The organism is Mesorhizobium sp. WSM4819, from assembly GCF_055811215.1.
Genome location: NZ_JBVVQO010000011.1, coordinates 111,502 through 135,577, shown reverse-complemented (window position 1 = coordinate 135,577; position 24,076 = coordinate 111,502). Strand labels below are relative to the sequence as shown.

The following is a 24,076-nucleotide window of genomic DNA, read 5'->3' as shown; positions in this document are numbered from 1 at the left end:
GGATTTGTAGAGATGGATATCCTCCGTCAGCTCGAGGCCGAACAGGCCGCCAAGATCGAAGCCAAGCGCAAGCTTCCCGAATTCCAGCCCGGCGACACCGTACGCGTCCAGGTCCGCGTGACCGAAGGCACCCGCACCCGCGTCCAGGCCTATGAGGGCGTCGTCATCGCCCGCGCCGGCGCCGGTTTCCAGGAGAATTTCACGGTTCGCAAGATTTCCTACGGCGAAGGCGTGGAGCGCGTGTTCCCGGTCTTTTCGCCGATGGTCGAGGGCGTCGAGATCGTGCGCCGCGGCAAGGTGCGCCGCGCCAAGCTCTATTACCTGCGCGATCGTCGCGGCAAGTCGGCCCGCATTTCGGAAAACACCGGCGTGCGCGCCCGCAAGCTGAACGATGAGGAGCGCGATGCGCTGAACGCCGAGAAGGCCCGCATCGAGGCCGAGAAGGTGGCAGCCGCCCAGGCGCTGGCCGCCGAGAAGGCCGCGCAGGAAGCCGCCGAGAAGAAGGCCGCCGACGAGGCCGCCAAGGCCGAGGAAGCCGCTGCCGTCGAATAAGGCGAATTCAAAAACCATGTTTCGGAAAGGCGGCTTCGGCCGCCTTTTTTGCCTCGCGGAATGGGTTTCGATTTTGCCGGGCCGCGTTCGGTGCGCAATCGAAACGGATCGTTCCGGTAATGCCGTGAAAGCATGGAATCCATTTTCGCGCCAAGCCGCATCAAGCCGGCTTGCAAGGCGCCTGCGGAAAGCTAAAGTCGGCGCCCGGATTTTCTTGCAAGCCTCGACCATGTCGAGGCCGTTCAAATGCTCGGGGTGTACCATGATCAAATCGAAACTGCTGTTGGCCGGCCTGTTGGCTCTGGTACTTGCGCCCGTCGCTGCCCTGGCGCAGGCGCTGCCCGATCTCGGCGGCAAGAAGGTGGTGGTGGTGACGGAAAACGCCTATCCGCCGCTGCAGTTCATCGACGCCAAAACCGGCAAGCAGATCGGCTGGGAATATGACGCGATGAACGAGATCGCCAAGCGGCTGAATTTCCAGGTCGAGTACCAGAACACCTCCTGGGACGCGATGATCCAGGCGGTTTCCGACAACCAGTACAACATCGGCATGACCGGCATCACCATCAAGGACGATCGCAAGCAGAAGGTGGATTTCTCCGACCCCTATATGCGCTCGGAACAGTTCATGCTGGTGCGCGGCGACGAGGAGCGCTTCACCGACGCCAAGACGCTCGGCGCTTTCAAGGACGGGTTGATCGGTGCGCAAGCCGGCACCACGCCGTTCTACACCGCTGTCTACAGCGTCCTCGACGGCAATGAGCAGAACCCGCGCATAAAACTTTTCGAGACGTTCGGCGCCACGGTGCAGGCGCTGAAGACCGGCGACGTCGATGTCGTGCTGACCGACGGCACTGCCGGCAAGGGCTATGTCGAGGCGTCCAATGGCGGGCTGAAGCTGATCGGCGGACCACTCGGCACCGAGGATTTCGGCTTTATTTTTCCGAAAGGCTCGGATCTGGTGAAACCGGTCAACGCAGCCATCGCCGCGCTGAAGGCCGACGGCACACTCGACGCGCTCAACAAGAAATGGTTCCTTGATTACAAGATGGGGCAGTGAGCTCGTCTTGCATGACGATTGCGCGCTAGAACGCTCACCGACTTTGCTCTACGAGACCCCCCTCTGCCCTGCCGGGCATCTCCCCCTCACGGGGGGAGATTGGATGTCACCTCAGCTTTCGCTAATCTCCAAGGTTGGCAAGTGGGCGCTATCCGCGAAGCAGCCAATCTCCCCCCTTGAGGGGGAGATGTCCGGCAGGACAGAGGGGGGTGCCTTGGCACCATGCCTTCGCGATGTCTGCTTTGCCGGCGTCGCCTGATGCCGCCCCCTTCCACCGCCAAGTCCGACTTCCCCTGGTGGCTCGCCGTGGCCGCGGCGCTCGCCCTGGCAGCCGCTGTCTTCATCGCCGCGAGCGACCTCTATGCCCAGGTTTTCGCGACCGTCGCCAAGGGCATCGGCATCACCGTGTTCGTCACAATGGTCGCCTTCGCGCTGGCCTCGGCAATCGGGCTCGCCATTGCGCTGATGGGGCTGTCGGGGTCGCGCTGGCTGCGCCAGATCGCGCGCTTCTATGTCGAGATCATTCGCGGCGTGCCAATGCTGGTGCTGTTGTTCTGGATCGCCTTCGCCGGCGCGCCGGCCTTCGTCGCGGGATGGAACGCGCTGACGGCGCCGCTGCAGGGCGCCGGCCTGTTCGGCGAGCTAATGATACGCGACGTATCGTTGCTATGGCGCGCCATCATGGCGCTGACCATCGGCTATTCGGCCTTCATCTCGGAGGTCTTCCGCGCCGGCATCGAGGCGGTCGAGAAGGGCCAGATCGAGGCCGCGAAGGCGCTGGGGCTGACGCGCACCCAGCGTTTTCGGCTGATCGTCTTTCCGCAGGCGATCCGCACCATCCTGCCGCCGCTCGGCAATGATTTCGTCGCCATGGTCAAAGATTCCTCGCTGGTCTCGGTGCTCGGCGTCGCCGACATCACCCAGATGGGCAAGATCTATGCAGCCGGCTCGTTCCGCTTCTTCGAGACCTATTCGATCGTCGCCTATATCTATCTCATCCTGACGGTCGGCCTGTCGCTGGCCCTGCGGGCGCTGGAGAAGCGGCTGCGCCGCCAAGATGAGCGATAGGCGGCAGGCGAGGACGGCGCTACCATGCGGCATATGTCCTGTGTCCGGAGAAAGCAGTGATCGTCGACAAAGCCAATGCGGCGCTGGATGCGGTCTATACGGCCGACACGCCGGAAGCGCTTGCCAAGGCCTACGCCGCCTGGGCTGCGACCTATGACAGCGAAACCGCCGCGCTCGGCTACCTCCTGCCGTTCCTGATCGCCGCCTGGGTGGCGCGCCATGTGCCGTCAGGCGAAGGGCCGCTACTCGACGCCGGCTGCGGCACCGGCCTGTCGGGACCGTCGCTCAAGGCGCTGGGCTATGAGGACATCGCCGGGCTCGACCTGTCGGCTGAAATGCTGAAAATCGCCGGCAGCCGGCAGGCTTACAGCGAGCTGAAACAGGCGATGCTCGGCGATCCGCTGCCCTGGCCGGACGGGCATTTCCGCGCCTTCTTCTCGACCGGCGTGTTCACCATCAGCCATGCACCGGCCTCCGGCCTGCATGAACTGGTGCGCATCACCAGGAAGGGCGGCCACGCCATCTTCACCGTTCGCGACCAGGTTTTTGCGAGCGGCGGGTTTCAGGCGACGTTCGACGAACTGGAGCAGGCGAAAAAATGGCGGCCGGTCGAAGAAAGCCCGTGGTTCCGCTGCTATGCGATCGCCGAACCTGAGGCGCTGGTGAAGACATTTGTGTTCGAGGTGGTTTGAATACCGGTTTGCAGAACCCAGATTCTGCGAACGCCGCCGCGATTGCCGAAAAGCCAAAACATTGGTATGAGCCACGCCATGGAACAGCTTTTTGGCGATCCGGCTTACAAGGGTTTCGTGCTGCAGGACAGAAAACGCCTGCCGTCGCGGTTCTCGGCGCGCGTTTCCGGCGCTCTGACCAGCCGACTTCGCTGAGATATCCGGGCTAGGCCGTGTTTGCCGGCTAGCCGGCGCTAGTCGCTTCCCATTTTCATATCGACGGATTTACGCACATGAGCGCACCGCGCACCCTCTACGACAAGATATTCGACGACCATGTCGTCGACCGCCAGGACGACGGCACCTGCCTGCTCTATATCGACCGTCACCTCGTCCATGAAGTGACCAGCCCGCAAGCTTTCGAAGGCCTGCGCATGACCGGCAGAAAGGTCCGCCATCCGGAAAAGACGCTGGCCGTGGTCGATCACAATGTATCGACCTCGCCCGAGCGCAAGTTCGGCATCAAGAACGAGGAAAGCCGCATCCAGGTCGAGGCGCTGGCCAGGAACGCCAAGGATTTTGGCGTCGAATACTATTCCGAGAAGGATATCCGCCAGGGCATCGTCCACATCATCGGTCCGGAGCAGGGTTTTACGCTGCCTGGCATGACCATCGTCTGCGGCGACAGCCACACCTCGACGCATGGTGCTTTCGGCGCATTGGCGCACGGCATAGGCACGTCGGAAGTCGAGCATGTGCTGGCCACGCAGACACTGATCCAGCGCAAGGCCAAGAACATGCTGGTGCGCGTGGACGGCGTGCTGCCGGAAGGCGTCACCGCCAAGGACATTATTTTGGCGATCATCGGCGAGATCGGCACTGCCGGCGGCACCGGCTACGTCATCGAATATGCCGGCGAAGCGATCCGCGCGCTGTCCATGGAAGGCCGCATGACCATCTGCAACATGTCGATCGAGGGCGGTGCCCGGGCCGGCCTGATCGCGCCTGACGAGACAACCTTCGCCTATGTCAAGGACAAGCCGCGCGCGCCGAAGGGCGAGGCATGGGACGCCGCGCTCGCCTACTGGAAGACGCTGCAGTCCGACGAGGGCGCGCATTTCGACAAGGTGGTCGTGCTCGACGCGGCGAAACTGCCGCCGATCGTCTCCTGGGGCTCCTCGCCCGAGGACGTCGTCTCGGTCCAGGGCATCGTGCCGAACCCAGACGATATCACCGATGAGAACAAGCGTACGTCCAAGCAGCGCGCGCTCGACTATATGGGCCTGACCCCAGGCACCAAGATCACCGATATCGCGCTCGACCGCGTCTTCATCGGCTCCTGCACCAACGGCCGCATCGAGGATCTCCGCGCTGTCGCCAAGGTGGTCGAGGGCAAGAAAGTCAGCCCTCACGTCGATGCGATGATCGTGCCGGGCTCCGGTCTGGTCAAGGAGCAGGCGGAGGCCGAAGGTCTCGACAAGATCTTTGTCGCCGCCGGCTTCGACTGGCGCGAGCCGGGCTGCTCGATGTGCCTTGCCATGAACGACGACCGGCTGAAGCCGCATGAGCGCTGCGCCTCGACCTCGAACCGCAATTTCGAGGGCCGCCAGGGTTTTAAGGGCCGCACCCATCTGGTGTCGCCGGCGATGGCGGCGGCGGCGGCGATCGCCGGCCATTTCGTCGACATCCGCGAGTGGAAATAACCCGCTGACGAGTTGCCAGAACCCGAACCGCGATGCGGTTCGGGTTCTCTTCACGCCGGGCGCCTGACGAATTCGTGGAATTGCTCGCGGCGGCCGGGTTCATCCTTTGCCACCACGAGCGCCAGCTGCCGTTCGTCGAACAGCTTGAACCATTCGTCCCATTCGACCAGTTCGTAGCCGCCGGCGTTGGCCGGGCGTTCGGCCTGGTCCTGGTCCTGATAGGCATGCTGGCCGAAAACCAGCCTCAGCATGGCTTGCGTGCCTGTTTCGGGCGATACATCGACGATTGCCGGAAATCCGGCACGTGACGCGGCCCAAGAGCGAATTGCCTCGTGATCGGTCAGCATGATCGTATCGGCCATGAAAGCGTCTCCATCAATTGCTGCTGGAAAACGCCGGTCGCGGTTTCAAGTTCCGCGCAGCGGCTTCATGGCAGCCTCGCGCATATTCGACTTTGCTTAACCGCTTGTTGGGGCTTGCGCCCTAAGGTCTCTCTCACGGAAGCGTGGGGGTTCACGGTCCTTTGGACAACGGTCTGCTGACAGGGTTGCTCAACCCGACGATCGCGCTTGCACTCGGCGCGGTGTTTCTCGTGCTGTGGTTTTATCAGCGTCACTGCCCCTATCTGGCTGTGCTCGCCGCCAGTTACTGGCTCTCGGCGGCCGGCTTCCTGCTGCAGTACTTCACCCTGCCCATCGGCATGGCGCCGACCAAACTGCTCTCCGTCACCTGCTTCACGATTGCCGCCAGTGGTCTCGCCGGCGCGATTGTGACACGCTATGGACGGCGCGTGCCCTTTGTTGCGATCGGCTTTCTGGCGAGCAGCGGCCTGGCCGCTTTTTGCTGGTTCATGTTCATCCAGCCCGATCTCACCTGGCGAATCCTGGCGATGAATTTCGCTTTCGGCGGGCTCAGCCTGGTTGTCGCCGCCGAACTGCGCGTGGTGCGCGACAGGGGCCCGACGGAAATGATGCTGTTCGTGCTGTCGCTGCTTTCCGGGCTGAATTTCGTCGCGCGCACCCTCGTTATCGTCATCGCGCATGGACCCTACCAAAGCTATGACGGGTTCTATGCCTCGTCCTATTGGACGACGGCGCTGCTGTCGCATGCGCTGCTGTCGCTGCTCATCGCGCTTAGCCTGTTCTGCGCGGCTGCGCTCGACGTGATGAAAACGCTGAAGGCCGAGGCGTACACCGACCCGCTGTCGGGCCTGCTCAACCGGCGCGGCTTCGAGGAACACGCCACGCATCTCCTGCGGCATTGCGCCACCGCCAAACTTCCGGTCGCGCTGGTGCTCGCCGACCTCGATCACTTCAAGGCAGTCAACGATCTGCACGGGCATGCGGCGGGTGATCGCGTGATCGCCGATTTCGCCGCCAAGCTTCGATCGGCTGCCGGCACCAGCTGCGTCGCCGGCCGCATCGGTGGCGAGGAGTTCGCCGTGCTTTTGCCACTGAGCGACCTTGGCGCGGCAAGGCTGTTTGCCGAAGCCATTCGCGCGGTCTATTCGGCAGGCAGCGTCGACGGGCTTCCGCCCGGCACAAAAGTAACGGCGAGCTTCGGCGTGGCGGCCCGCACCGGCGAGGAGGGGCTGGAGCCGCTGATGCGCCGCGCCGACGAGGCACTTTACAAGGCCAAACGGAACGGCCGCGACAGTGTGCGGCTATCCTATGAACGGTCGCCCCATGGACGATCGGAAACGGCGCTGGTCGTGGAGCCCCTCAAAGCCGGCTGATCGTCCACGTCTAGAGCATTTCCAGCCAAGGGAATCGCTTGGCGCCGCAGAAATTGCGCCAAACAAACAAACAGCGCGGGGTGCGCGGTTCAATTCGAACGCATTCCGTCCTACGCCCACGTTAACGTCTTTTTCGCCCGTTCGTGATTTGCTGTCGCAGGGAGTGTGAAAGACCACATGGGCGGCGGCGCAGAGTTCATCCTTGCAATCAACCTGCTCGTCGCCGGCCTGCTGGCGGCCGCCTTCATGACCATATCGTTCAACGACGTGGCGCGCGCGCCGGCGCGCTGGCTGGTCTTCGGTTATCTGCTCGGGATGGCCTATTTCGCCATCGAGTTCAGCATTCCGCTCTTCGACAATGCACGACCCGCAGTCGTCGCGGGCTTCGCCGTTTTCCTGGGCGCCACCATCGCCTTCAATGGCGGGCTTGCCCATAAATACGGCGTGGCGCCGCCTTGGGTGCCGATGCTCGTCTTCCTGTTTGCCGCCACCGTGGCCGTGTATTTCGTGCAGGATCTGCCGCGCCAGTCGCTTGCCCGCATGATGGCCTACCAGCTTCCCTATGCCGCCATGCAGTTCGTCGGCGTCGGCATCGTCTGGTCGTCAAGGCAAAGACGCGACTGGCTCGATCATGCGCTGATGGCCGTCCTGGCGGCCAGCGCCCTGCAATTCGTGAGCAAGCCGTTCATCGCCCATGCCATGGGCGGCTGGGGAGCCAATCCGCAGGCCTATCTGCAGAGCAACTACGCTCTGGTGTCGCAATCGCTTGGCACGGTGTTTGCCATGACAATCGCGCTTCTCATCCTGATCATTCTGGTCCGCGACGTGCTCGCCGAAGCGACGTCGAAGTCGGAGACGGACACGCTGTCGAGGCTGCTCAACCGTGGCGGCTTCGAGCGTCATGCCGAGCTTGCGATGCGTGACGCCGTGCGCAGGGGTATTCCGGTCGCGCTGGTCATCGCCGACCTCGACCATTTCAAGAGCATCAACGACAGTTTCGGCCATGCATCCGGCGACAGGGTCATCGAGGCCTTTGCCGGCTTCCTGCGTGATGCGGCCGCCGAGCATCACGTCGCCGGCCGCATCGGTGGTGAGGAATTCGCCATCATCCTGCCGGGAACCAACCTCGCCGCCGCGCGGCTCTTCGCCGAAGGCACGCGCAGCGCTTTCGGGGCGTTGCCGATCGACTGTCTGCCGGCGAACCATCGTTGCACCGCCAGCTTCGGCGTTGCCGAGCTCCACCCGACTGAGAATTTTTCCGACCTGCTGCGGCGCGCCGACGAAGCGCTCTATCAAGCGAAGGGCAGCGGACGCAATTGCGTGCGGATCTCGATAGGATCAATCGCCGCCCGGCAGCCGGCTGTCGCCAATGCCGGGCCGAAGATCAGCGGCAGGGGCTAAGCTCCGGCATCTCGCCGTCGGAAAGCCCATACATATAGCTGCGGCCCTTGACGAACACCGGCGGCCTGTAGCAGTCGCGGCTGCTGACATCGTCCGGTTCGTCTTGATAGACGATTTTGGGCCGGCCGGCGCCGACGTAATCCGACATTTCTTTGGCCAATTCGCCCTCGCCAACGAGGATGCGCTTGTAGCCCGCGGCGCTCTCGATGACGAGATTGCCGAACGAATCGGCATAGACGCGGTCGCGCGTCCCGGCGCGTGCCGGCGCTGCGAAGCCGATGGCCACCGCCAACAGGACGATGGCCATCGAGAGGGGCGCCGGAAGGCGCGATCTGGCTGAATTCGAACGCATGGCGTCCCCCATTTGTCAGAGGCCGAGTCTTGCTTGAATCATAAATTAACCTTTTCTTAACCATTGTTAAGAGGCCAACCCTGTTGGCCGCCAGGTCTCGGCAAACATGGTTAATATCCGGCGCCTCGCGCTGCGGCCATCTTTCGGCCATGCTTGCCGCCACCATCGCAGCCGGCGCCGAGCGCGACATCGGGTGATCTGCAAAGCATCGCGACTGGGTTGACGCGTAGGGAGACAGTACATGGCGTTAGGCCGGACGTTTCGGGTGACGCTGGCCCTTTGTCCATTGCTGACCACAATTGCCTGCGTGTCTCAGACCAATGCGCCGAAGGCTGGAAATCCGCTCGCCGATTCACCGCAGCCGCGCACCGCGACTTACACTTGCGCCGATGGCGCCAGGATCACCATCGAAAATCTCGGCACTTCGGTGCGGGTGCTTGGCCCGGACGGCGCCAGCGAGGACCTGCCGGCCTCGCCAGCCAATCAAAACAGCCGCTTTGGCGCGGCGCGTGACGCAATCGTGATCGACGGGCGCGACGCGCTGGTGATGAAGGGCGGGAGGACGCCGCTGACCTGCAAGCGCTGAAAGTACGCTACGTTCCGGTTCTCGGAACCACTGTTTCAGCCACGGCCTGACCTGAATCTCAACATGCCCCAAGCCGTCGGACCGAAACCACATACCGCACTGCAGCGAACATTGCGCCGGCTTTGGGTCGCGCCCTAATCGATTGAAGCGAAACCCCGCCTTTTGTCAGACTAAATTAGGTTTTCGAAACGATTTTCCGGCTTTGACGCGGTGCAAAAAGAGCATTAGAAACCGGGCTGTCCAAAGTCGCAACCGGAAGCGGTAATGCCGCATTTCCACCTGGGGCTCCAGAGACGCCGAACTGGGGGAGCCATGAGCAAATCACCAGCCACCCGCGAATTTGCCAGACGTGAACGGCCGCTTTCGCCGCATCTGACCGTCTATCGACCGCCGATCACGATGACGATGTCGATCATCCATCGCATCACCGGCGGGGCGCTCTATTTCGGCACGCTGCTGGTCGCGCTGTGGCTGATGGCGGCGGCGAGCTCGCAGTCCACCTTCGATGCCGTCAACTGGGCCTTCGGCTCGTGGCTGGGGCGGCTGGTGCTGTTGTTCTATACCTGGGCGCTGATGCACCACATGCTGGGCGGCGTGCGCCATCTGATCTGGGACACCGGGGCCGGTCTTGAAAAGGACACCGCCTCCAGGGTCGCCTGGGCGACGCTGGCCGGCTCGATCGTACTGACGCTGCTGATCTGGATCGCCGGTTACATGGCGCGGGGAGCCTGATCGTGAGCCACCACAACACCGACATGCGCACGCCGCTGGCCAAGGTCCGCGGCCTCGGCTCCGCCCGCGAGGGCACGGAGCATTTCTGGCGCCAGCGCCTGACGGCGATCGCCAACATTCCGCTGATCCTGTTCTTCGTCGGCTTTCTGATCGCGCTGAACGGCGCCGGCTATGCGCAAGTGCGCGCCGCACTTGCCAACCCGTTCGTGGCGCTGGTCCTGGCCCTGGTGCTGTTGTCCGGGCTCTACCATATGCGGCTCGGCATGCAGGCGATCATCGAGGATTATGTGCATGGCGAGGGCATGAGGCTGGCGCTGCTCGCCCTCAACACATTCTTTCCCGTAGTGGTCGGCGTCGCCTCGATCTTCGCCCTGCTCAAACTGGCATTTGGAGGCTGATATTTTGGCCAAGGACGCGAACAACGCCAACACGGCGTCCGCCTACAGCTATGTCGACCACAAATTCGACGTGGTTGTGGTCGGCGCCGGCGGCGCCGGCCTGCGCGCCACGCTCGGCATGGCCGAACAGGGTCTGCGCACCGCCTGCATCACCAAGGTTTTCCCGACGCGGTCGCACACTGTCGCCGCTCAGGGCGGCATCGCCGCCTCGCTGTCCAACATGGGCCCCGATTCCTGGCAGTGGCACATGTACGACACCGTGAAAGGATCGGACTGGCTCGGCGACGTCGACGCCATGGAATATCTGGTGCGCGAAGCACCCGCCGCCGTCTACGAGCTCGAGCATTACGGCGTGCCGTTCTCGCGCACCGAAGAGGGCAAGATCTACCAGCGGCCGTTCGGCGGCCATATGATGAATTTCGGCGACGGCCCGCCGGTGCAGCGCACCTGTGCGGCCGCGGACCGCACCGGCCACGCCATCCTGCACACGCTCTACGGCCAGTCGCTGAAGAACAACGCGCAGTTCTTCATCGAGTATTTCGCGCTCGACCTGATCATGGAGCCGGACGGCACCTGCACCGGCGTCGTCGCCTGGAACCTCGACGACGGCACCATCCACCGTTTTTCGGCAAAAATGGTGGTGCTGGCGACCGGCGGCTATGGCCGTGCTTATTTCTCGGCGACCTCGGCGCACACCTGCACCGGCGACGGCGGCGGCATGGTGGCGCGGGCCGGGCTGCCGCTGCAGGACATGGAATTCGTGCAGTTCCACCCGACCGGCATCTACGGCGCCGGCTGCCTGATCACCGAGGGCGCGCGCGGCGAAGGCGGCTATCTCGTCAATTCAGAAGGCGAGCGCTTCATGGAGCGCTATGCGCCGTCGGCCAAGGACCTTGCCTCGCGTGACGTGGTCTCGCGCTGCATGACGCTGGAGATTCGCGAGGGACGCGGCGTCGGCAAGAACAAGGACCATATTTTCCTCCACCTCGACCACCTCGATCCGGCCGTCTTGCACGAGCGGCTTCCGGGTATTTCGGAGTCGGCAAAGATCTTTGCCGGCGTCGACCTGACCAAGGAGCCGATCCCGGTGCTGCCGACGGTCCACTACAATATGGGCGGCGTGCCGACCAACTACTGGGGCGAGGTGCTCAACCCCACCGCCTTGAACCCGGACCAGGTGTCGCCCGGGCTGATGGCGGTCGGCGAAGCCGGCTGCGCCTCCGTCCACGGCGCCAACCGGCTGGGCTCCAACTCGCTGATCGATCTGGTGGTGTTCGGCCGCGCGGCGGCGATCCGGGCCGGCCAGGTGATCGACCGCAACGCGGCGATCCCGTCGCCCAACGAAGCCTCGATCGACAGGATCATGGACCGCTTCGACCGGCTGCGCCACGCCAACGGCTCGACGCCGACGGCGGTTTTGCGCGAAAAGATGCAGAAGGCGATGCAGGACGATGCGGCGGTGTTCCGCACCCAGGAATCGCTGCAAAGCGGCTGCAAGCGCATTTCGCAGATCTGGGGCGAGCTCAAGGACGTAAAAGTGTTCGACCGCTCGATGATCTGGAACTCCGACCTGGTCGAGACGCTGGAACTGGAAAACCTGATGGCCAACGCCATCACCACGGTCTACGCCGCCGAGGCGCGCAAGGAGAGCCGTGGCGCACATGCGCGAGAAGATTTTTCGGCCCGCAACGATGCGAACTGGCGCAAGCACACCCTGTCCCGGCTCAGCGAGGCCGGCGAGGTGTCGCTCAGCTATCGGCCGGTGCACACCGAGCCGCTGCTTAGCGAAGCAGACGGCGGCATCAACCTGGCCAAGATCGCGCCCAAGGCCAGGGTGTATTGATGATGGCCGCCGTAAACGGGACTCGGTCCGGGCTGAAACTCGTCATCCGAAAGGACCTGAGATAATGGTCGAACTCACCCTTCCGAAAAACTCGAAGATCAAGGCGGGAAAAACTTGGCCGAAGCCGGAGGGTGCGACCAATCTGCGGGAGTACCGCATCTACCGCTGGTCGCCGGACGATGACGAGAACCCGCGCATGGACACCTATTTCGTCGACATGGACGATTGCGGGCCGATGGTGCTCGACGCGCTGCTCTACATCAAGAACAAGATCGACCCGACGCTGACGCTGCGCCGCTCCTGCCGCGAGGGCATTTGCGGCTCCTGCGCCATGAATATCGACGGTTCCAACACGCTGGCCTGCACCAAGGGCTGCGACGACATTTCCGGCGCGATCAAGGTCTATCCGCTGCCGCATATGCCGGTGGTCAAGGACCTGGTGCCAGACCTCACCAATTTCTACGCCCAGCACGCCTCGATCGAGCCGTGGCTGAAGACGGTGTCGCCCGAACCGGCCAAGGAATGGCTGCAGAGCCATGAGGACCGCGAAAAGCTCGACGGGCTCTATGAATGCATCTTGTGCGCCTGCTGCTCGACCTCATGTCCGAGCTACTGGTGGAACGGCGACCGCTATCTCGGTCCGGCGACGCTGCTGCAGGCCTATCGCTGGCTGATCGATTCCCGGGACGAGGCCAAGGGCGAACGGCTCGACAATCTCGAAGACCCGTTCCGGCTCTATCGCTGCCACACCATCATGAACTGCGCCCAGACCTGTCCCAAGGGGCTGAATCCGGCCAAGGCGATCGCCGAGATCAAGAAGATGATGGTGGAGAGAAGGGTTTAGCTTCGGACGGGTTGCTGCAGGGATCATTTCGTCGGTAGTGATCCTTCGCGCCGGCGCTGTCCCGCCGACTTCAAAGGAAGCCGACCCATGACCGATACCGAACTCCCCATCCTCTCTCCCGTCGAAGCGCGCGTGCTCGGTTGCCTGATCGAAAAGAAGGAACTGACGCCCGACATCTACCCGCTGACGCTCAATGCGGCACTTGCCGCCGCCAACCAGAAGACGGCGCGCGAGCCGGTGATGTCGGTCGAGCTTGTCGAGGTGAGACGAGCGCTTGGCCAACTCGAGCACAAGGGGCTGGTCAGGCAGGTCTTTGCCTCGCGCGTCGAGCGCTACGAGCATGTCGTCGCGCAGCGCTTTTCGCTGACCTCGGCGCAGATTACGCTGCTTGGGCTGCTGTTGCTGCGCGGTCCGCAGACCGCCTATGAATTGCTGGCGCGAGCTGAGCGCATGGCGCGGTTGCCCTCCATCGACGAGCTTCGCAGCAATCTCGACCTGTTGATCGGCCGCAAGCCGCCGCTCGTTCAGCAGATCGATCGTGGTCCCGGCCAGCGTGAGGACCGCTATGTGCATCTCCTGGGCGGGCCGGTGCAGCTGTCGGCTGCCGCAGCGCCCTTGCAAGCGCCTTCGCCGGCCTCGGATCTCGAAGCGCGCGTGCAGGCTCTCGAGGAAGAGGTCGCACAGATGCGCGCACGCATCGACGCGCTGACCGGCGACGGACGCTGATGACCTTTTGAGGTGTTGGAGGGACGTGAAGGATCGCTTACGTCCCACAAATGAAAACGCCGGCCCTGGAGCCGGCGTTTATCACCTCATGCTCAGCCGAGCTTGGCGTCGAGCGAAACCTTTATGGCGCCGAGCGCCTTCGAGACCGGGCATTCGGCCTTGGCCTTCTCGGCCAGCTCCTGGAATTTCGCCGCATCGATGCCCGGCACCTTGCCGACCACCGTGAGCGCGCTGCCGGTGATCCCCGTGCCAGGGACCAGCGTCACCACCGCCTTGGCGTCGAGTTCGGTGGCGGGGGTGCCGTTCTCGGCCAGGAAGTGAGAGAACTGCATGGCGTAGCAGCCGGCATGCGCGGCGGCGATGAGTTCCTCCGGATTGGTGCCGGCCTTGCCGCTTTCGTCCTCGAACCGCGCCTTGAACGAGTACGGCGTGCCTTTCAGGGCCGCGCTCTGCGTGTCGAGCGTGCCGTTGCCCTCTTTCAGATTGCCTTTCCAGACGGCGTTTGCGGTGCGGTCCATGAATTCCTCCTTGATTGTGGTGGCTGAGCCGTGATCGGCGTCTGGTCGACTATAGCGCGCGCGGGCACCAAGGCCACCCGTGCTTTCGCGCCAATGGCGACGCGTAAAAAAAATCCGCGTGCAAAAAATGTCGACTTCCATCTGCCTCGGCCGTCCTGCGGGCGGCCACGGGTTTTGTGGCCGAATGGAGGACACCATGGATAATCTGTTTTCTGCTCACTGGAGAGACACTGGCCGAAAGGCGGCTGAACAGGAAGCCGACTGGTTGGCTCGGCAACCTTGCGGTTTCGGTCGACTGCTTGCTGCGGTCGCCATGATAGGGGTTGCGGTATCCCTTCTCGATTATGCAGCGGTCAAAAGCCCGGCTGGGACCTTGGTCGCCAACAGTTCGTCCCAACAAGGAAGATGAGAAATGAAATATGTTTGCCTGGTCTATGGTGAGGAAAAAGACCTTTACGCAATGAGCCCGGAAAGGCTGGCCAGGCTCGACGCCGACTCGCTGGCCTATGATAAATCGGTGGAGCAAAGCGGCCGGCTGATCATCGCGCAGGCGCTGCAATCGGTAAGAACGTCGAAAACCGTGCGCCGGCGCAAGGGCAAGCGGCTGATCACCGATGGTCCCTTCGCCGAGACCAAGGAGCAATTGCTCGGCTTCGTCATGATCGAGGCGGGGGATATCGACGAGGCGCTGGAGATTGCCGGCGGGATTCCGCTGGCCGAAATCGGCACGATCGAGGTCAGGGCGATCTACAGAGTACCGGGATCCTGAACATTATTCCGGTTGCGTCCGGCGGAATCGATTTCTTCGGCGGGCGCAACTTTTGCGTGTTGAAGCGAGACAGCACTTCTCCTATCGTCGCTGCGGTTGGGGGATTTCGGGCATGCATATACTGATTGCTGCAATTGGGCTGTTGGGAGCGGCGGCGTTCTGGTGGTATCGGATGAAGGCCATGAACGATGCGGCGCGCGAGGTCGCGGACGTCGTCGGGCGGGTGCAAGGCAACATTCGGCGCAAGAGGTTGCGCAAGCAGGTGGCGCTCTCACCGCTGATGGCGATCGACGATCCGGTCGTGGCGGCCGCGACGCTGATCACCGCAATCATTTCCGAGAACGGCCCTGTCCTGCCGCAGCGCGAAGCCGTGGTTCGGTCGGTGATTTCGGAGATTGCAGACGACAACAAGACCGATGAGGCCGTGGTCTAGCGCCAAATGGGCGGCGGCCCAGATCGACGATGCCACGATCGTCATCGACAAACTGGCGCCGTTCCTGCGCGAACGTCTCGATGTGACTGAGCGAAACGATTTGCTGCAGATGGTGAACCGCGCGGCGCAGGCTGGTGAGCAACCCCTAAAAATATCCGACCAGAGGATACTGCGGCTGCGCCAGAAGCTCGGCTTCGAGGTCAACTAAGGGTGTGCTGATATTCAGGTGATGCCGGCCGGTCAGTCGGATTCAGATCGCCTCGCCCTTGAGCAGTTTCGGCGTGTCGCCGGACAGACCGGACGCCTGGCGGATGAAGAAATCCTTCAGCCGCGGCATGCGTTCGACGAGACCGAGGCCGATGTCGCGGACGGCGCGCAACGGGCCGATGTCATTGGAAAACAGCCGGTTCAGGACATCGGTGGTGATGCCCATCTGCAGCGTGTCGAAGCGCCGCCACTGCTGGTAGCGTTCGAGCACGTCGAGCGCACCGACATCCTGGCCGAGCCGGTCGGCCTCGACCACCACTTCGGCCAACGCCGCGACATCCTTGAAACCGAGATTGAGGCCCTGGCCGGCGATCGGGTGGATGCCGTGGGCGGCGTCGCCGGCGAGCGCAATGCGCGGCGCGACGAAATCGCGGGCGATGGTCAGGCCGAGCGGCCAGGCGCGCGGCCTGTCGGCGACGCGAATTTCGCCGAGCTTCAGGCCAAACCGCTGTTCCAGCTCGTGCTCGAAGACGAGGTCGTCGCCGTCGACCAGTTTTTCGGCGTCTTCCGACCGCTCGACCCAGACGATCGACGAGCGGTGGGTGCCGCCCTTGTCCGGCTTGAGCGGCAGCGTGGCGAACGGGCCGGCTGGCAGAAAATGCTCTTCGGCGCGGCCATTATGCGGCCGTTCATGCGCGACGGTGCAGACGATGCCGGACTGGCCGTAGTCCCATTTCACCGTCTTGATGCCGGCCATGTCGCGCAGCTTCGAGTTGACGCCGTCGGCGGCGATCAGCAGCCGCGCCTTCAGCGTCGCGCCGTCGGCAAGATGCACGGTGATGCCGGCGCCGTTGACGTCGAAGGCACTGACGGCGACGCCTTCGATGATGTCGATACCGAGCGTTTCAGCGCGCCGGCGCAAGGCGCCATTCAAATCCCGGTTGGCCACCATATGCGCAAACGCTTCGCCGGGCGCGACCTCGCCATCGAACGTGAGAAACACCGGGCGCAGCGGATCGGAGGTGCGCGAATCGGTGACGATCATCTCGGTGATCGCCTGCGCCTCGGCGGCGATCTCGGCCCAGACGCCGAGCTGGTCGAGCATGCGGCAAGCGGCAGCGGCGATCGCCGAGGCGCGGCCGTCCTTTTGCCAGATGCCGGCGGGCGCGGCGTCGACGACAGCGACCGCCAGGCTCGGCCGTGCCTGTTTCAGCGATACGGCGGCGGCAAGGCCGACATAGCCGGCGCCGGCGACCAGAATGTCGAGCGCGGTTCCCGCCTTGTCGACCATGGCAAATTCCTTTCCGGCCAAATTCCTTTCCGGCCTTGACTGCCCGTCATTCCTGTCGGAAACCGCCATAACACTTTTGCGGCTTCTGAAGCTCGCTTCGAGTGAAATATCGAAATTAAGGCGAACTTCGGAATCAAAACGACACGGGGGCGCGAAACATGACGGCGGCCATGGACGAGCTTCTCGGCATTCTCGACCTCGAGCAGCTGGAACACAACCTGTACCGTGGTCGCAGCCCCAAACTCGACTGGCAGCGTGTCTTCGGCGGCCAGACCATCGCCCAGGCGCTGGTCGCCGCTCAGCGAACGGTCGAGCCCGAACGCCACGTGCATTCGCTGCACGGCTATTTCATGCGGCCGGGCGACACCAAGGTGCCGATCATCTACCAGGTCGACCGCATCCGCGACGGCGGCTCCTTCACCACGCGCCGTGTCGTGGCTGTCCAGCACGGCCAGGCGATCTTTTCGCTGGAAGCCTCGTTCCAGCAGGACGAGGTCGGTCTTGAGCACCAGGTGCCGATGCCGCTGGACGTGCCGGCGCCCGACACATTGCTGTCGCAGCGCGAATTGATCGGCAAGTTCGGCGCGACCGTGCCAGACGGCATCAGGCGCTATTGGGAGCGTGACCGGCCGATCGAGATGAAGCCGGTGATGCTGGAGCATTACACCAGCCGGGAGAAGCTGGAGCCGAAACAGAACATCTGGATCCGCACGACCGGCCCGGTTCCGGGCGATCGCGCCGCGCAGGCGGCCGTGCTTGCCTATCTTTCCGACATGACGCTGCTCGATACCTCGACCTTTGCGCATGGCCGCGCCATCTTCGATAGCGACATCCAGGCGGCGAGCCTCGATCACGCCATGTGGTTCCATCGCAGCCATGCGCTGGACGACTGGATGCTCTACACGCAGGACAGCCCGTCGACGCAAGGGTCGCGGGGGTTCACGCGCGGGTCGCTGTTTGCCCGCGACGGCACGTTGATCGCCTCGGTTGCCCAGGAAGGCCTGATCAGGCTGAAGCGGCCGCCCGCGGAATAGGCAATTTTGCAAAAGTGCCTACTTTTTAATCAGCTGCGCTGCCGCGACTATGAACAGTCAGCCGACAAACCTTCCCCAAGTCGTTATTTAACAGCAGCTTAACACCCTGCTTCGGCAACTGGCACGGAGCTTGAATCCTAGCGGGCACTCTCCGGCTCTCATGGGGATCGGCGAAGTCGTGCAAACGCGGGGGACCCGCAACAGTAAAGGGTGAAACCTTATGAAAATCGTGATGGCAATCATCAAGCCGTTCAAGCTCGACGAGGTGCGCGAAGCGCTCACCGCAGTCGGCATCCAGGGCCTGACCGTCACCGAAGTCAAAGGCTACGGGCGTCAGAAGGGCCACACGGAAATCTATCGCGGGGCGGAATACGCGGTCAGCTTCCTGCCGAAGATCAAGATCGAAGTCGCGGTCGGCCTGGACATGGTCGACAAGGCCGTCGAAGCCATAACTGCGGCGGCTAAGACCGGTCAGATCGGCGACGGCAAGATCTTCGTTTTCGGCATCGACCAGGCAGTGCGTATTCGCACCGGCGAAACAGACACCGACGCGCTTTGAGCTGCGGAAACGTATTCCAATGGAGAGTTCAATGAATATTCCTTCTACTTTGAAGTCGGTGGCGCGCACCGCGCTGCTGGGCTCACTCGCTATCGCAGCGCTGGGCACGGTCGCCGCATTCGCGCAGGAAGCGGCGCCGGCCGCACCGGCCGCGCCAGCAGCGCCGGCCTTTACCGTCGACAAGGGCGACACGACGTGGATGATGATCTCCACTATCCTGGTGCTGCTGATGACCATTCCCGGCCTTGCCCTTTTCTACGGCGGCCTGGTTCGCGCCAAGAACATGCTGTCGGTGCTGATGCAGGTCTTCACCATCACCAGCGTGGTCATGATCGTCTGGGTTTTCTACGGCTACAGCCTTGCCTTCACCCCCGGCAACGCCTTCGTCGGTGGCCTTTCCAAGATGTTTCTCGCCGGCGTCGACGTGACGACGGTGTCGGAAACTTTTACCAAGGGCGTCGCCATTCCTGAACTGGTGTTCGTCATCTTCCAGATGAGCTTCGCCTGCATCACGCCTGCCCTGATCGTCGGCGCCTTCGCCGAACGCGTCAAGTTTTCGGCCGTGATCCTTTTCACCATCCTGTGGGTCACATTCGTCTACTTCCCGATCGCGCATATGGTCTGGTTCTGGGGCGGCCCGAGCGCTTACAGCGACCCGTCGGGGCTCATCTTCAGCTTCGGCGCCATCGACTTCGCCGGCGGCACCGTCGTTCACATCAATGCGGGCATCGCCGGCCTTGTCGGCGCGCTGATGATCGGCAAGCGCATCGGCTACAACAAGGACGTCATGGCGCCGCATTCGATGACACTGACCATGGTCGGCGCTTCGCTGCTGTGGGTCGGCTGGTTCGGCTTCAATGCCGGTTCGAACCTCGAAGCCAACGCCTATGCGGTGCTGGCCATGGTCAACACCTTCGTCGCCACAGCCGCGGCGGCAGTGACCTGGATCGTGCTTGAAACGCTGCTGCGCGGCAAAGCCTCCATGCTTGGCGCGGTTTCGGGCGCTGTTACCGGCCTTGTCGCCGTCACGCCCGCCGCCGGCTTTGGCGGACCGATGGGCGTCATCGTGCTCGGCATCGTCGCCAGCTGCGTCTGCTACTTCTTCGTCTCGGTCGTGAAGAACAAGTTCGGCTACGACGACAGCCTCGATGTCTTCGGCATCCACTGCGTCGGCGGCATCATCGGCGCGCTCGGCACCGGCATCCTGGTCAATCCCGCCCTCGGCGGCGCCGGCATCGTCGATTATTCGACGGCCGACTTCGCCGCCGGCTATGCCGGCACGGCGACCCAGTTGTGGTCGCAGTTCAAGGGTGTCCTGGTAACCGTCCTGTGGTCGGGCATCGGCAGCGCCATCCTCTACAAGATCGTCGATATGATCGTAGGCTTGCGCCCGACAGCCGATGCAGAGCGCGAAGGGCTCGACCTCACCGCGCATGGCGAAGCGGCCTATCACCCGTAAGCCTGGTAATCTGTGGCTCTTGTCTGGGTCGGCCTCGGCCGCCCAACACCTTCCCTCCCGTCGTGACGCTCCCGAAAAGGGCTCACGCATTGAGGCCCGGGCCGGTTCCGGGCCTCTTTTTTCGTGCGATGCCGCGCCAGTGGCAGTCCAGGCTCGGTCACAATCGCTTGATCGGGTGCCTGATCGATCCTGGCGATGAAACATCGGCCGGGCCAGCGTGCCCGCCATTTGTGTGACCGGTTTCCACTCGGGAGCGCCGGCACGCACCCATGGTTAATGCGGCCTTAACCTTCCCGCCGATAGTCTGGCATCCGAATCTGCCGGAGTGCGTCATGCGTCCGGCCAGTCCATGACAGACGGGGAACGACGAATGCGTTCAGGGGCTTCAGCACCGCTTGCGCTGGCCGATACGGGGCACGGCATCCAGGCGTTCGGGCGGCGTCAGGTCGGCCGGCTGCTCGGCGCCGGCCTGTTTGCGCTGGTCGCCTTCGGCGTCGCCAGCCTCGCCACCTGGAACGTCGCTGACCCAAGCTTCTCCCACGCCACCGACAACATCGTCACCAACGCCATGGGCTATGTGGGCGCTGTCTTCTCCGACCTGGCCATGCAGTTCTTCGGCCTTGCTGCGGTCGCGGCGCTAGTGCCGGCGGTGGTCTGGGGATTTCTGCTGTTTTCGGCGCGCGGCGTCGACAGGCTGCCGAAGCGCGGGCTCGCCTGGTTCGGCTACGCGGTGCTTGCCGCGGCCATGGCCGGCTGCGTGGTGCCGCCCAAGACCTGGCCGCTGCCGACCGGTCTCGGCGGCGTGTTCGGCGACATGGTGCTCAAGATTCCCGGGCTCGTCGTCGGCGGCTATCCGACCGGTCTCATCGCCAGCGTGCTCGCCGTGCTTCTGGCCGCGCCGGCACTGTGGCTGTTTGCCTACGGCTCGGCGCTGATTGCACGCAAGAACGGTTTCGCCGTCCTGGAGCAACCGGCCGCAGCCGATCCGAGGGACCAGGACGACCTGCATTTCGACAATGACGAGGATGAGGGCGACGAGGGCATTCTGGCGCTAGGCGCGATCACGCATTGGTGGCTATCGTTGCGGGCCTTTCTCCGCCGCCGCGCCGCCCGCCGCCGTGAGCGCGACGATTTTGAACCGGAGCCGCGCGCCAGCGCCTGGCGTCGCGCTGCCGAACGGGTCGAATCGGCCGAATTCGCCGAATCGCGGATGAGTGCCGATGGCCGCGCCCGCGTCGAGCCGGAATTCTTCGCCGCGATGGTCAACGACCGCAGCGCCTCGCTCGACGACGCCGATGTTTTCGACGATGACGATGACATGGATTTTGTGCCGGAGCCCGTGCGCAGCACTCCTCCCAATGCGAGGGTGCAGCCGTTCCGCTCCGATGCAGCCACCCGCGTCGCAGCGCCGGCGCCGCGGCCGGTTCCCGGCGCGCGTGTCCAGCGCGAAGCGCAGTCCTCACTGATCGGCCCCGAACAATTCGAAATGCCGTCGCTGCATTTCCTGTCCGAGCCGAAGAACGTCGTGCGCGACGCCAGCCTGTCCAAGGACGCGTTGGAGCAGAATGCCCGCCTGCTTGAAGGCGTGCTGGAGGATTTCGGCGTCAAGGGCGAGATCATCCATGTCCGCCCCGGCCCGGTCGTCACGCTTTACGAGCTGGAGCCGGCGCCCGGCATCAAATCGTCGCGGGTCATCGGCCTGTCTGACGACATCGCCCGCTCGATGAGCGCGATCGCCTGCCGCGTCGCCGTGGTGCCGGGCCGCAACGCCATCGGCATCGAGCTGCCGAACGCCAAGCGCGAGACCGTCTATCTCAGGGAAATCATGGCCAGCCGCGATTTCGAGACCACCAAGGCCAAGCTGGCGCTGGCGCTCGGCAAGACCATCAATGGCGAGGCGGTCATCGTCGACATCGCCAAGATGCCGCACGTGCTGGTCGCCGGCACCACCGGCTCGGGCAAGTCGGTCGCCATCAACACCATGATCCTGTCACTGCTCTACCGGCTGACGCCGCAGGACTGCCGGCTGATCATGATCGACCCGAAAATGCTGGAGCTCTCGGTCTATGACGGCATCCCGCATCTTTTGACGCCGGTCGTCACCGATCCGAAGAAGGCGGTGGTGGCGCTGAAATGGACCGTGCGCGAGATGGAGGACCGCTACCGCAAAATGTCGAAGGTCGGCGTCCGCAACATCGACGGTTTCAACGCGCGGGTGCAGCAGGCCGAGAAGAAGGGCGAAAAAATCTCGCGCACCGTGCAGACCGGCTTCGACCGGCAGACCGGCGAAGCGGTCTATGAGACGGAAAACCTCGATCTCGAGCCAATGCCCTACATCGTCGTCATCATCGACGAGATGGCCGATTTGATGATGGTCGCCGGCAAGGACATCGAAGGCGCGGTGCAGCGCCTGGCGCAGATGGCGCGCGCTGCCGGCATCCACGTCATCATGGCAACGCAGCGGCCGTCGGTCGACGTCATCACCGGCACGATCAAGGCCAACTTCCCGACCCGCATCTCCTTCCAGGTGACGTCGAAGATCGACAGCCGCACCATTCTGGGCGAACAGGGCGCCGAACAGCTGCTCGGCATGGGCGACATGCTCTACATGGCCGGCGGCGGCCGCATCCAGCGCGTGCACGGTCCCTTCGTTTCCGATGACGAGGTCGAGAAGATTGTCGCGCATCTGAAGCTGCAGGGCGTGCCGGAATATCTCGATGCCATTACCGAGGATGACGACGAGGACGACGATGAGCCGTCGGGCAAGGGTGGCTCGGGCGGTGGCGGCGGCAATTTCGAGGATTCCGACGATCCCTACGACCAGGCGGTTGCGGTGGTGCTGCGTGACGGCAAAGCCTCGACCAGCTACATCCAGCGCCGGCTCGGCATCGGCTACAACCGCGCCGCCTCTATCATCGAGAAGATGGAGAAGGAAGGCATTGTCGGCCCGGCCAACCATGCCGGAAAACGCGAAATTCTGGTGCCGACGGAGGACGACAAGTTCTGATCCGCCCGCCAAGCCGACAGGATTTTCGCGGCTGCAACCTGACGGCAGCAACTTTGAACCTTCTGGCGCGTTTGCAACGACCAAGCGCTGTTCGGCCGCCAAACTTAAGCCCAACTGGGGGGCCAAACACTGCGACAACAGATGAACCAGACGAGAGTAACCGGCATGAAAAACTCTTCTTTCGCCACGATCAGCGATTTTGCGCCGACCCGCCGCCAACTGCTTGGCCTCGGGCTGGTCCTGGCCGGCGCCGCGGCCATCAATGTCGTGCCCGGGGTCCAGTTGCTGGCGTCGGCGCAAGCGGCGGTGCCAGCCACCGCGCAGAAGATCGCCGACCATTTTTCCTCGGTCAAATCGATGGCCGGCGAATTCGTGCAGTTCGGACCCAAGGGCGAGCAGACCGGCGGCAAGTTCTTCCTGGAACGGCCGGGCAAGATACGCTTCAACTATGATGGGACGTCGAATTTCCGGGTGATTTCCGACGGCAAGTCGGTGGTCATCCTCAACAAGCGGCTGAAAACGTCCGATCTCTACCCACTGTCGAAAACGCCGCTCAAGCTGCTGCTCGACACCAGGATCGACCTCTCCGGCGGCCGCGTCAAAAGCGTCAAGGAAGAGAACGACGTCACCACCATCCAACTCGCCGACAAATCGGTGTTCGGCAGTTCGAAGATCACCATGATGTTCGATCCGAAAACCTACGAATTGCGCCAATGGACGATCACCGACGCGCAAGGCAAGGACACGACGGTGATGATCTTCAACGTCAGGGAAGGCGTAAGCTTCGCCCCCGACACCTTTGCCATCGACTACACGGCCAACCGCGAACTGAACACCAGGTCGCGGTAGGATCCGCTGTTATTCAGGTGAGGCCGGCCTGCGAATGGCGGTTTCCTGCGCTTCCGGTGCTCACGTATTTTAAGTACGCTCCGCTCCGGTTCTCGGAACCCACCATTCTCGACTCGGCCTGACCTGAATCTCAGCGAATCCTGGTGCCAGCCCGGGGGCCGGGGGGGCGCGGGCGGGGGGGGTTTTTGGTGGGGGGGGGGGGGGGGGTGGGGGGGGGTTTTTTTGGGGCCGGGCCCAAAGGGGGGCAGGCGAACGGGGCCCCTAACCACAAAAAGACAG

25 protein-coding genes are annotated in these 24,076 nt (G+C 63.4%); 21 read left to right on the top strand and 4 right to left on the bottom strand.

Features of this window, described 5'->3' with window-relative positions; genetic code table 11:
• The first annotated feature begins 12 nt into the window (after positions 1 to 12).
• The 5 genes from rplS to leuC all read left to right on the top strand — a co-directional run bounded on the left by rplS (position 13) and on the right by leuC (position 5,054).
• Complete coding sequence (gene rplS, locus AC0L18_RS13050; RefSeq protein ID WP_473492605.1) at positions 13 to 552, top strand: 50S ribosomal protein L19; 540 nt, start codon at positions 13 to 15, stop codon at positions 550 to 552.
• A 262-nt stretch (positions 553 to 814) separates the two neighbouring features.
• Entirely contained in the window at positions 815 to 1,612 is a 798-nt protein-coding gene (locus tag AC0L18_RS13045) for a transporter substrate-binding domain-containing protein (RefSeq protein WP_473492604.1), read from the top strand.
• Between the two features lie 258 nt (positions 1,613 to 1,870).
• Positions 1,871 to 2,680, top strand: coding sequence for an amino acid ABC transporter permease (locus AC0L18_RS13040; RefSeq protein ID WP_473492602.1), 810 nt, complete (start codon positions 1,871 to 1,873; stop codon positions 2,678 to 2,680).
• Between the two features lie 56 nt (positions 2,681 to 2,736).
• The gene (locus AC0L18_RS13035) at positions 2,737 to 3,372 is read left to right on the top strand and encodes a class I SAM-dependent DNA methyltransferase (RefSeq protein WP_473492600.1); all 636 of its coding nucleotides are present in this window, start codon (positions 2,737 to 2,739) and stop codon (positions 3,370 to 3,372) included.
• A 272-nt stretch (positions 3,373 to 3,644) separates the two neighbouring features.
• Positions 3,645 to 5,054 (top strand): 3-isopropylmalate dehydratase large subunit, encoded by a 1,410-nt coding sequence (gene leuC, locus AC0L18_RS13030; RefSeq protein ID WP_027153727.1) that lies wholly within the window; start codon positions 3,645 to 3,647, stop codon positions 5,052 to 5,054.
• Positions 5,055 to 5,104: 50 nt separating this feature from the next.
• On the opposite strand, the gene AC0L18_RS13025 is transcribed toward leuC, so the two are convergent.
• Positions 5,105 to 5,416 carry a hypothetical protein gene (locus AC0L18_RS13025; RefSeq protein ID WP_023800585.1) on the bottom strand — a complete coding sequence of 104 codons (312 nt, stop codon included), beginning with the start codon at positions 5,414 to 5,416 and terminating at the stop codon, positions 5,105 to 5,107.
• Between the two features lie 161 nt (positions 5,417 to 5,577).
• Here AC0L18_RS13025 and AC0L18_RS13020 point away from each other — a divergent pair, with 161 nt between their 5' ends.
• Positions 5,578 to 6,789 (top strand): GGDEF domain-containing protein, encoded by a 1,212-nt coding sequence (locus AC0L18_RS13020; RefSeq protein WP_473492599.1) that lies wholly within the window; start codon positions 5,578 to 5,580, stop codon positions 6,787 to 6,789.
• A 177-nt stretch (positions 6,790 to 6,966) separates the two neighbouring features.
• A complete protein-coding gene (locus AC0L18_RS13015; RefSeq protein ID WP_473492598.1) occupies positions 6,967 to 8,190 on the top strand; it encodes a GGDEF domain-containing protein in 1,224 nt (407 codons plus the stop codon).
• Here AC0L18_RS13015 and AC0L18_RS13010 read toward each other — a convergent pair.
• Positions 8,174 to 8,542 carry a hypothetical protein gene (locus tag AC0L18_RS13010; RefSeq protein ID WP_473492596.1) on the bottom strand — a complete coding sequence of 123 codons (369 nt, stop codon included), beginning with the start codon at positions 8,540 to 8,542 and terminating at the stop codon, positions 8,174 to 8,176. The two genes, AC0L18_RS13015 and AC0L18_RS13010, sit on opposite strands and share 17 nt — an antisense overlap.
• A gap of 241 nt (positions 8,543 to 8,783) precedes the next feature.
• Here AC0L18_RS13010 and AC0L18_RS13005 point away from each other — a divergent pair, with 241 nt between their 5' ends.
• The 6 genes from AC0L18_RS13005 (at position 8,784) to AC0L18_RS12980 (ending at position 13,671) form a co-directional block, all read left to right on the top strand.
• On the top strand, positions 8,784 to 9,128 hold the full coding sequence (locus AC0L18_RS13005; RefSeq protein WP_473492595.1) for a hypothetical protein: 345 nt from the start codon (positions 8,784 to 8,786) through the stop codon (positions 9,126 to 9,128).
• A 312-nt stretch (positions 9,129 to 9,440) separates the two neighbouring features.
• On the top strand, positions 9,441 to 9,860 hold the full coding sequence (gene sdhC / locus AC0L18_RS13000; RefSeq protein ID WP_077380892.1) for a succinate dehydrogenase, cytochrome b556 subunit: 420 nt from the start codon (positions 9,441 to 9,443) through the stop codon (positions 9,858 to 9,860).
• A gap of 23 nt (positions 9,861 to 9,883) precedes the next feature.
• The gene (sdhD, locus tag AC0L18_RS12995; protein WP_268929907.1) at positions 9,884 to 10,258 is read left to right on the top strand and encodes a succinate dehydrogenase, hydrophobic membrane anchor protein; all 375 of its coding nucleotides are present in this window, start codon (positions 9,884 to 9,886) and stop codon (positions 10,256 to 10,258) included.
• 4 nt (positions 10,259 to 10,262) lie between these two features.
• Complete coding sequence (gene sdhA / locus AC0L18_RS12990) at positions 10,263 to 12,101, top strand: succinate dehydrogenase flavoprotein subunit (protein ID WP_473492594.1); 1,839 nt, start codon at positions 10,263 to 10,265, stop codon at positions 12,099 to 12,101.
• Between the two features lie 64 nt (positions 12,102 to 12,165).
• Positions 12,166 to 12,945, top strand: coding sequence for a succinate dehydrogenase iron-sulfur subunit (locus tag AC0L18_RS12985; protein ID WP_023800578.1), 780 nt, complete (start codon positions 12,166 to 12,168; stop codon positions 12,943 to 12,945).
• Between the two features lie 87 nt (positions 12,946 to 13,032).
• Positions 13,033 to 13,671, top strand: coding sequence for a YceH family protein (locus AC0L18_RS12980; RefSeq protein WP_473492592.1), 639 nt, complete (start codon positions 13,033 to 13,035; stop codon positions 13,669 to 13,671).
• 92 nt (positions 13,672 to 13,763) lie between these two features.
• On the opposite strand, the gene AC0L18_RS12975 is transcribed toward AC0L18_RS12980, so the two are convergent.
• A complete protein-coding gene (locus AC0L18_RS12975) occupies positions 13,764 to 14,189 on the bottom strand; it encodes an OsmC family protein (protein WP_287222750.1) in 426 nt (141 codons plus the stop codon).
• 412 nt (positions 14,190 to 14,601) lie between these two features.
• On the opposite strand from AC0L18_RS12975, the gene AC0L18_RS12970 reads away from it, so the two are divergent.
• The 3 genes from AC0L18_RS12970 (at position 14,602) to AC0L18_RS12960 (ending at position 15,599) form a co-directional block, all read left to right on the top strand.
• Positions 14,602 to 14,958 (top strand): YciI family protein, encoded by a 357-nt coding sequence (locus AC0L18_RS12970; protein ID WP_473492590.1) that lies wholly within the window; start codon positions 14,602 to 14,604, stop codon positions 14,956 to 14,958.
• Between the two features lie 181 nt (positions 14,959 to 15,139).
• Positions 15,140 to 15,391 (top strand): hypothetical protein, encoded by a 252-nt coding sequence (locus AC0L18_RS12965; RefSeq protein ID WP_473492589.1) that lies wholly within the window; start codon positions 15,140 to 15,142, stop codon positions 15,389 to 15,391.
• Positions 15,375 to 15,599, top strand: a complete 225-nt coding sequence (locus tag AC0L18_RS12960; RefSeq protein ID WP_473492588.1) for a hypothetical protein — start codon at positions 15,375 to 15,377, stop codon at positions 15,597 to 15,599. Before AC0L18_RS12965 ends, AC0L18_RS12960 begins: the two co-directional genes overlap by 17 nt.
• Before the next feature lie 42 nt (positions 15,600 to 15,641).
• On the opposite strand, the gene AC0L18_RS12955 is transcribed toward AC0L18_RS12960, so the two are convergent.
• Complete coding sequence (locus AC0L18_RS12955) at positions 15,642 to 16,889, bottom strand: ubiquinone biosynthesis hydroxylase (protein WP_473492638.1); 1,248 nt, start codon at positions 16,887 to 16,889, stop codon at positions 15,642 to 15,644.
• A gap of 158 nt (positions 16,890 to 17,047) precedes the next feature.
• Between AC0L18_RS12955 and tesB the strand changes: the two genes are divergently transcribed.
• The 5 genes from tesB to AC0L18_RS12930 all read left to right on the top strand — a co-directional run bounded on the left by tesB (position 17,048) and on the right by AC0L18_RS12930 (position 23,797).
• Positions 17,048 to 17,923 (top strand): acyl-CoA thioesterase II, encoded by an 876-nt coding sequence (gene tesB, locus AC0L18_RS12950; protein WP_473492586.1) that lies wholly within the window; start codon positions 17,048 to 17,050, stop codon positions 17,921 to 17,923.
• Between the two features lie 220 nt (positions 17,924 to 18,143).
• The gene (locus AC0L18_RS12945; protein WP_023800571.1) at positions 18,144 to 18,482 is read left to right on the top strand and encodes a P-II family nitrogen regulator; all 339 of its coding nucleotides are present in this window, start codon (positions 18,144 to 18,146) and stop codon (positions 18,480 to 18,482) included.
• Positions 18,483 to 18,513: 31 nt separating this feature from the next.
• Positions 18,514 to 19,941, top strand: a complete 1,428-nt coding sequence (locus AC0L18_RS12940) for an ammonium transporter (protein WP_091592240.1) — start codon at positions 18,514 to 18,516, stop codon at positions 19,939 to 19,941.
• Positions 19,942 to 20,311: 370 nt separating this feature from the next.
• Entirely contained in the window at positions 20,312 to 22,948 is a 2,637-nt protein-coding gene (locus AC0L18_RS12935; RefSeq protein WP_473492584.1) for an FtsK/SpoIIIE family DNA translocase, read from the top strand.
• Between the two features lie 165 nt (positions 22,949 to 23,113).
• On the top strand, positions 23,114 to 23,797 hold the full coding sequence (locus tag AC0L18_RS12930) for an outer-membrane lipoprotein carrier protein LolA (protein ID WP_473492583.1): 684 nt from the start codon (positions 23,114 to 23,116) through the stop codon (positions 23,795 to 23,797).
• Positions 23,798 to 24,076: the final 279 nt, after the last annotated feature.

What these genes read in the sequence shown, in the direction of transcription:
- sdhD (WP_268929907.1), top strand. Translation starts at nt 9,884, where the DNA reads ATGCGCACGCCGCTGGCCAAGGTCCGCGGCCTCGGCTCCGCCCGCGAG.
- AC0L18_RS12935 (WP_473492584.1), top strand. Translation starts at nt 20,312, where the DNA reads ATGCGTTCAGGGGCTTCAGCACCGCTTGCGCTGGCCGATACGGGGCAC.
- AC0L18_RS12930 (WP_473492583.1), top strand. Translation starts at nt 23,114, where the DNA reads ATGAAAAACTCTTCTTTCGCCACGATCAGCGATTTTGCGCCGACCCGC.
- AC0L18_RS12960 (WP_473492588.1), top strand. Translation starts at nt 15,375, where the DNA reads ATGAGGCCGTGGTCTAGCGCCAAATGGGCGGCGGCCCAGATCGACGAT.
- tesB (WP_473492586.1), top strand. Translation starts at nt 17,048, where the DNA reads ATGACGGCGGCCATGGACGAGCTTCTCGGCATTCTCGACCTCGAGCAG.
- AC0L18_RS12965 (WP_473492589.1), top strand. Translation starts at nt 15,140, where the DNA reads ATGAACGATGCGGCGCGCGAGGTCGCGGACGTCGTCGGGCGGGTGCAA.
- AC0L18_RS12945 (WP_023800571.1), top strand. Translation starts at nt 18,144, where the DNA reads ATGAAAATCGTGATGGCAATCATCAAGCCGTTCAAGCTCGACGAGGTG.
- AC0L18_RS12970 (WP_473492590.1), top strand. Translation starts at nt 14,602, where the DNA reads ATGAAATATGTTTGCCTGGTCTATGGTGAGGAAAAAGACCTTTACGCA.
- leuC (WP_027153727.1), top strand. Translation starts at nt 3,645, where the DNA reads ATGAGCGCACCGCGCACCCTCTACGACAAGATATTCGACGACCATGTC.
- AC0L18_RS12955 (WP_473492638.1), bottom strand. Translation starts at nt 16,889, where the DNA reads ATGGTCGACAAGGCGGGAACCGCGCTCGACATTCTGGTCGCCGGCGCC.
- AC0L18_RS12975 (WP_287222750.1), bottom strand. Translation starts at nt 14,189, where the DNA reads ATGGACCGCACCGCAAACGCCGTCTGGAAAGGCAATCTGAAAGAGGGC.
- AC0L18_RS12980 (WP_473492592.1), top strand. Translation starts at nt 13,033, where the DNA reads ATGACCGATACCGAACTCCCCATCCTCTCTCCCGTCGAAGCGCGCGTG.
- rplS (WP_473492605.1), top strand. Translation starts at nt 13, where the DNA reads ATGGATATCCTCCGTCAGCTCGAGGCCGAACAGGCCGCCAAGATCGAA.
- AC0L18_RS12940 (WP_091592240.1), top strand. Translation starts at nt 18,514, where the DNA reads ATGAATATTCCTTCTACTTTGAAGTCGGTGGCGCGCACCGCGCTGCTG.
- AC0L18_RS13010 (WP_473492596.1), bottom strand. Translation starts at nt 8,542, where the DNA reads ATGCGTTCGAATTCAGCCAGATCGCGCCTTCCGGCGCCCCTCTCGATG.
- sdhC (WP_077380892.1), top strand. Translation starts at nt 9,441, where the DNA reads ATGAGCAAATCACCAGCCACCCGCGAATTTGCCAGACGTGAACGGCCG.
- AC0L18_RS13045 (WP_473492604.1), top strand. Translation starts at nt 815, where the DNA reads ATGATCAAATCGAAACTGCTGTTGGCCGGCCTGTTGGCTCTGGTACTT.
- AC0L18_RS12985 (WP_023800578.1), top strand. Translation starts at nt 12,166, where the DNA reads ATGGTCGAACTCACCCTTCCGAAAAACTCGAAGATCAAGGCGGGAAAA.
- AC0L18_RS13005 (WP_473492595.1), top strand. Translation starts at nt 8,784, where the DNA reads ATGGCGTTAGGCCGGACGTTTCGGGTGACGCTGGCCCTTTGTCCATTG.
- AC0L18_RS13015 (WP_473492598.1), top strand. Translation starts at nt 6,967, where the DNA reads ATGGGCGGCGGCGCAGAGTTCATCCTTGCAATCAACCTGCTCGTCGCC.
- AC0L18_RS13040 (WP_473492602.1), top strand. Translation starts at nt 1,871, where the DNA reads ATGCCGCCCCCTTCCACCGCCAAGTCCGACTTCCCCTGGTGGCTCGCC.
- AC0L18_RS13025 (WP_023800585.1), bottom strand. Translation starts at nt 5,416, where the DNA reads ATGGCCGATACGATCATGCTGACCGATCACGAGGCAATTCGCTCTTGG.